5 protein-coding genes are annotated in these 6000 nt (G+C 70.9%); all 5 read left to right on the forward strand.

Annotated elements, in window-relative coordinates:
• Positions 1 to 38 precede the first annotated feature (38 nt).
• The 5 genes from KDL01_RS19490 to KDL01_RS19510 all read left to right on the forward strand — a co-directional run bounded on the left by KDL01_RS19490 (position 39) and on the right by KDL01_RS19510 (position 5987).
• On the forward strand, positions 39 to 224 hold the full coding sequence (locus KDL01_RS19490; protein ID WP_212529961.1) for a hypothetical protein: 186 nt from the start codon (positions 39 to 41) through the stop codon (positions 222 to 224).
• Between the two features lie 47 nt (positions 225 to 271).
• Positions 272 to 3409: a helix-turn-helix transcriptional regulator gene (locus tag KDL01_RS44665; protein WP_212529962.1), complete on the forward strand. Its 3138-nt coding sequence runs from the start codon at positions 272 to 274 to the stop codon at positions 3407 to 3409.
• 245 nt (positions 3410 to 3654) lie between these two features.
• Positions 3655 to 4509 (forward strand): SAM-dependent methyltransferase, encoded by an 855-nt coding sequence (locus KDL01_RS19500; protein WP_246576678.1) that lies wholly within the window; start codon positions 3655 to 3657, stop codon positions 4507 to 4509.
• A 104-nt stretch (positions 4510 to 4613) separates the two neighbouring features.
• Positions 4614 to 5483, forward strand: a complete 870-nt coding sequence (locus tag KDL01_RS19505) for a Sco1979 family transcriptional regulator (protein ID WP_212529964.1) — start codon at positions 4614 to 4616, stop codon at positions 5481 to 5483.
• A 294-nt stretch (positions 5484 to 5777) separates the two neighbouring features.
• Positions 5778 to 5987: a DUF397 domain-containing protein gene (locus tag KDL01_RS19510; protein ID WP_212529965.1), complete on the forward strand. Its 210-nt coding sequence runs from the start codon at positions 5778 to 5780 to the stop codon at positions 5985 to 5987.
• Positions 5988 to 6000: the final 13 nt, after the last annotated feature.

Below are 6000 nucleotides of genomic sequence, written 5' to 3' on the forward strand. Positions count from 1 at the left end.
CACCGGGAGATTCCCGGTTCGATTCGAGGAGGACCCCCATGCAGGGCTACATGAACGAGCAGGCCAACCTCGCCTACATCGCTCAGCGCCAGGCCGACTTCGAGACCGCCGCGCGCCACAGCCGCCTGATTCGCGCGCTCAAGAGCGCGCGCCGGGACCGGCATGATCAGCCGACCGCCGCCGGCCGGCGCACACGTCCACGCTGTGCGTCGGACCTAGGATGATCGCCACGATCGACCGGTCGTCGCCAGAGCGTGGCAGACTCACTGATGTGACGAGGTCGACAAGTCCGGTGTTCATCGGCAGGAGGAGCGAGCTGTCCCGGCTGCGTGCCGCTTTCGAGCGGGCCGCGACCGGGCAGCCGCAGTCCGTGCTGTTGGGCGGCGAGGCGGGGGTGGGCAAGACCCGGCTGGTCGAGGAGTTCGCCGAGCAGAGCGGGGCTGCGCTGGCGCTCGGGGCGTGCGTGGAGATAGGGGGTGACGGGGTTCCCTATGCCGCGTTCACGGGGGTGCTGCGTCGGCTGAACGAGACGGATCTGCTGCGATGTCGGGGCTGGGAGCGCGACGAACTCGCCCGCCTGCTGCCTGAACTGGGGGCGGCCCCGCCGACGCGCATAGACGACGAGTTCGGCCGGGTCCGGCTGTTCGAAGCGGTCAGCACGGCGCTGCTCGCGGCGGCGGCCGAACGGACGCTGATCGTGGTCGTGGACGACCTGCACTGGGCCGACCGGGCCAGCCGCGAGCTGTTCGGATACCTGGCCCGGGTGTTGCGCGGTGGCAGGATCCTGCTGATCGGCACGTACCGCGACGACGAACTGCACCGGGGGCATCCGCTGCGGCCGCTGGTGGCCGAGCTGTCGCGGGTGCGCGAGGTGGAGCGGATCGACCTGGGCCGCTTCGACCGTCGGGAGACGGCGGAGCAGCTCGAGGCCCTGCTCGGCGAACGGGTGGCGCCGAGCATGGTCGAGGACGTCTACTGCCGCGCCGAGGGCAACGCGTTCTTCACCGAGGAGCTCGCGTGCAGCGTCAGCTGCGGCGGCGAGGACGAGCTGTCCTGGACGCTGCACGACCTGTTCCTGGCCCGGGTGGAGACCCTGCCGGAGGACACCCAGCGGATCCTGCGGCTGATCTCCTGCGCTTATCAGCCCACGCATACCGCGCTGATCAGCCGGGTGGCCGGGCTGGGCGAGGCCGAGCTGGCCGACCGGCTGCGGCCCGCGTTCGCCGCGCAGATGCTGATCGGCGGGGACGGGGACGCCTTCCGCTTCCGGCACGCACTGATGCGGGAGGTGTTGCGGGAGAACCTGCTGCCGGGCGAGCGGGCCCGGATCAGCCGCCAGCTCGGGGAGCTGGTGGAGCTCGAGCCCGGCCTGGTCGCCGCGGACGCGCGCGACGTCCAGCTCGCGCACTACTGGCACCGGGCGAACGTGGCGGACAAGGCCCTCGCGGCCTCGCTGCGCGCGGCCAAGCGGGCCAACCAGAAGTTCGCGTTCGCCGACGAGCTCGCGATGCTCGAGCGGGCACTCGAGCTGTGGGACGCGGTCGAGCACACGCCGGGCGAGCAGCCGGACGAGGTGTACTGGATGTACCGGGCCTCGCTGGCCGCCTGGCGGGCCGGGCACCCGGACCGCGGGCTCTCCTTCGCCGAGGCCGGCCTGGCCGCGATCGACGCCGAGGCGCGTCCGACCCTCGCCGCGCACCTGTACGAGCAGCGCGCCACCCACCGCTGGTCGCTGGGTCGGCTGGACCTGGAAGGGCTCTACCGCGCGGTGGATCTGCTGCCCGCGGACCGGTATCCGGCCAAGCGCGCCTTCATGCTGGCGCGGCTGGCGTCGAAGCTGTGCATGCACGGGCGCAGCACCGAGGCGCTCACCGCGGCGGAGGAGGGATGCCGGCTCGCCGCGCAGGCGACCGACCTCGGCGACCAGGTGCTGGCCCTGAGCGCCTACGCGAGCGCGCTGTTCCACTTCGGCGACTGGGAGCAGGGCCTGGCCCTGCAGTACCGGGCCCGGGAGCAGGCCGAGTCCATGGGGCGTACCCCGGCCCTGTTCTCGCGCACCCAGATCTGCATCTCGGACCAGCTCTACAAGCTCGGCCGCTTCGCCGAGGCCGCCACCGTGGCCGAGGACGCCCTGGGCACCGTCGCCGCGTCGAACCGCGCGCAGAAGGGCCTGCTGCGACACAACGTCGCCGAGCCGCTGATCGACCTCGGCCGGCTGGACGAGGCCCTCAGACATATCGACGAGGGCCTGAACCTGACGCTCCCCGACGTGCAGGACCAGGGCCTGCTGCGCCTGCGCGCCTCCGTACACCTGCTCCGCGGCAACGACGAGGCCGCCGAGGCTGACCTGCGCCAGGTGGCCCGCCGCAGCCACTTCGGGCGCGGCGACATCGAACTGCAGCACCTGATCCCGCACTCGACGCAGCTGGTCCTGCTCGCCGCCCACCGCGGCCAGGCGAACGAGGTCGCGGCGGCGCTGCGCCAGGTCTTCGACGAGGGCGTACGCGAGGAGTACGAGTGGTGGGCCTGGCCGCTGCTGTACGCCGCGGCCGCCACGCTGCGGGACCTCGGCAGCCGGGACGAGCAACTCAGGGCCCTCATCCGCACGTCAGCCGCCGACATGCCCCGGCGCGTCCCCATCCACGACCTCTACGCCCGCCTGGTGGCCGCGGAGCTCGCCGACTGCGCCGCGAGGGTCCGGGTGCACCTTGACGACGGCGACCCCACCCACAGCGCCCCGAGTCACAACAGCTCCGTCCCTAGTGGCTCCATCCGCGCGGTGCCCGTGCAGGGCGGCTCGGGCCACGGCGGCTCGGGCCACGGCGGCGCCGTCCCCAGCCCCAGCCGCGTGGTCTCCATGCCCATCGACTCCGCAAGCCCCGACCCCGCCCCGGACCCGAAGCCTGCATCCGAGCGTGAGCCCGAGCCGCACTCGGACTCGGTCTGGGCCGAGCTCGCCCGCGTCGCCGACGTCCTGGCCGCCCCGGTCATACTCAGGGCTCAGATACGCCTGCGGCAGGCCCAGTACGCCGCGACAGTGTCCGGGGGCCGTGAGACCGCGGCCGCGGCGGCGCGCGAGGCCCGGGAGCTGGCCACGAGCCTCGGCGCCGAGCCGCTGCTGCTCCGGGTCGACGCGCTGGCCCGCAGCGCCCGGCTGCTGAGCGTCGTGCCGTCCGACGAACTGGGCGGCGCCACCGCGACGGCGCCGGGTCTCACCGCCCGCGAGACCGACGTGCTCCGACTTGTGGCGCAGGGGCTGTCGAACGGTCAGATCGGCACCCAGCTCTATATCAGCACCAAGACCGTGTCCGTGCACGTGTCCAACATCCTGGCCAAGCTCGGTGTCTCCTCGCGCACCGAGGCCGCCGCGGTGGCCCACCGCGACCGGCTGCTGGAGTCCGCGGCGTAGGGCCGGTGTCCCCAGGGCAAAGCGCCGCGTCGCTGGCACGGGGCCGCCACCGTGAATGGGACTGCGCCCCGCGCGTAGGACCCCGTGCCGCGCCGCCGCACACCCCGGCAGTGGCTGATCGTCTCACCCGTCGCGCCTCGATCTCGCACCTCACAAGGGAGTGACCGTGTGCGTCCGAAGCAGTACGCTGGGTCGGTCCGCAGCGGTCCAGTCAGACGGATCTATCAGAATAGTGCGAGGTGGAGATGCCCGAGGATGCGCTCGATGCGTCGCCAAGCCGGGTTCCGGTGGGGATCGACCCGAACCGGCCGAGTATCGCCAGGGTCTACGACGGGTTCCTCGGGGGGAAGAACCACTACGCGGTCGACCGGGAGGTGATGGAGCGGATCCTGACGGTGGTGCCCGAGGCGGCCGACATCGCTCAGGGCAACCGCAGGTTCCTCAACCGCGCCTGCCGCTTCCTGGCCACCCAGACCGACATCTCGCAGTACCTCGACTGCGGGTCGGGGCTGCCGACCGCCGAGAACACCCACCAGATCGTGCATCGGACCAATCCCGAGGCGCACATCGTCTACGTGGACAACGATCCGGTGGTGCTCGCGCACGGGCGCGCGCTGCTCGAGGACGACGAGCTGGTCATGATGGCGAAGGCCGACATCTTCTCTCCCACGACCGTGCTCGGCCACGAACTGGTCGAGCGCTACCTCGACCTGTCCGCGCCGATCGTGCTGCTGCAGGTCGGCACGATGCACCACCTCGAGGGCGAGCGCGCGCCGGAACTGATGCGGGAGTACATCGACGCGCTCGCGCCGGGTTCGTACGTCGTGCTCAGCCACTTCTACGACCCTGAGGTGCCGGAGCTGACGAAGGTGGCCAAGCGGATCGAGGACATCCTGGTGCACGGGCCGATGGGCGCCGGGCGGTTCCGCACCCGCGAGGAGATCGAGGCGATGGTGCCGGGGCTCGAAATCGTCAAACCCAACGCCACGGGTGAGCCCCGGCTCGTACCCTGTTACCAGTGGTGGCCCGACGGTCCTCAGCTCAAGGCGCCGAGCCTGGCGTCGCAGTGCATCGGCGGGATCGTGGCACGCAAACCCTGAACGGCTCCGTACGGCGCTGGCGTTCGGCGCAAAGCTGACTTAGCGTAGATTCCTACACGCATTCGCGAAACAGCGAATCCTTGTTCGCGTCAGGAGGACCGGGGATGACCGCGGAGGGCACTGCGGGGCGGGCCGGGCCGTCAGTACGTCGCCTGATTCTGGGCAGCCAGCTGCGCCGCATGCGCGAAAGGGCCGGAATCAGCTGCGCCGAGGCCGGCTACAGCATCCGCGGTTCGGCCTCCAAGATCAGCCGGCTCGAGACCGGTCGGATCAGCTTCAAAGAGCGGGACGTCGAGGACCTGCTCACGCTCTACGGCCTCGAGGACCCGGAGGAGCGGGCTCAGCTCGTCTCCCTGGTGGCCCAGTCGCGCCAGACCGGCTGGTGGCATCGCTACAACGACCGGATGCCGAAGTGGTTCGAGGACTACGTCGGCCTCGAGGAGGCCGCGGCGCGCATCCAGAGCTGGGAGCTGCAGTTCGTTCCCGGGCTCATGCAGACCGAGGAGTACGCGCGGGCTGTGGTCACCCACGGCCACCCGCGAGCGGGCTACGACGAGGTCGAACGTATGGTCGAGCTTCGGCTCCGCCGCCAGCGCATCCTCGACGGCACGCATCCGCCGCAGCTGTGGATGGTCGTCGACGAATCGGTGCTGCACCGCGCCCTCGGCGGGGTGCGGGTGCTGAAGGCGCAGATCGACCGCCTGCTCGAACTGACCGCCCTGCCCCACATATCGCTCCAGGTGATCCCGTTCTCCCGCAGCGGCTACGTGGCCGAGGGCTCGTTCTCGATCCTGCGCTTCGCCGAGCCGGAACTGCCCGACATCGCGTACATCGAGCACCTGACCGGTGCGCTGTACCTGGAGCGTTCGGACGAGATCGAGGTGTACGGCCGCGCCTTCGACCGCCTCGTCGTTGACGCTGAGACGCCGCGGGCCAGCCGCCAGGCGCTGGCGAAGATGCGCGCGGAACTCTAGGCAGGCGCCGGACACGGAACGAAGGGCTGGGCCCGCTCCGATCGGAGCGGGCCCAGCCCTGTTTCCGTTGTCTGACGGCGGATTGCGCTCCTGCGCGGCCCCCGTCTGCGCCGCGTCCGTGCGCCGCGTCTGCTTCCGGCCGCCGACGCCTCCGGTCCGACCGTCGCCGGGTCATCCGGTTCAGTGAATTTAACCGAACGGGATTCTGTGATCACTGCATGCATGCTAGCGTTCCTGCACGAAGCACATGCAATTGCAGACATACGGTGCACGCACATCGAAAGGCTGCTGATCATGAGCAAGAACTCGGATATGACCTGGCGCAAGAGCTCGTACAGCGGCGCCAACGGCAACTGCGTCGAATTCGCCGTCGCGGACGGGGACCTCGTCGCGGTGCGCAACTCGCGGTTCCCGGACGGGGCCGTGCTGCTGTTCGACCGCGCCGCACTCGGCACGTTCCTGGCCGCGGCCAAGGACGGCGAGTTCGACGACCTGGCCGTCTGAGCCGGACCCGCCC

It is taken from the genome of Actinospica durhamensis (genome assembly GCF_018139695.1).
Lineage (GTDB): Bacteria > Actinomycetota > Actinomycetes > Streptomycetales > Catenulisporaceae > Actinospica > Actinospica durhamensis.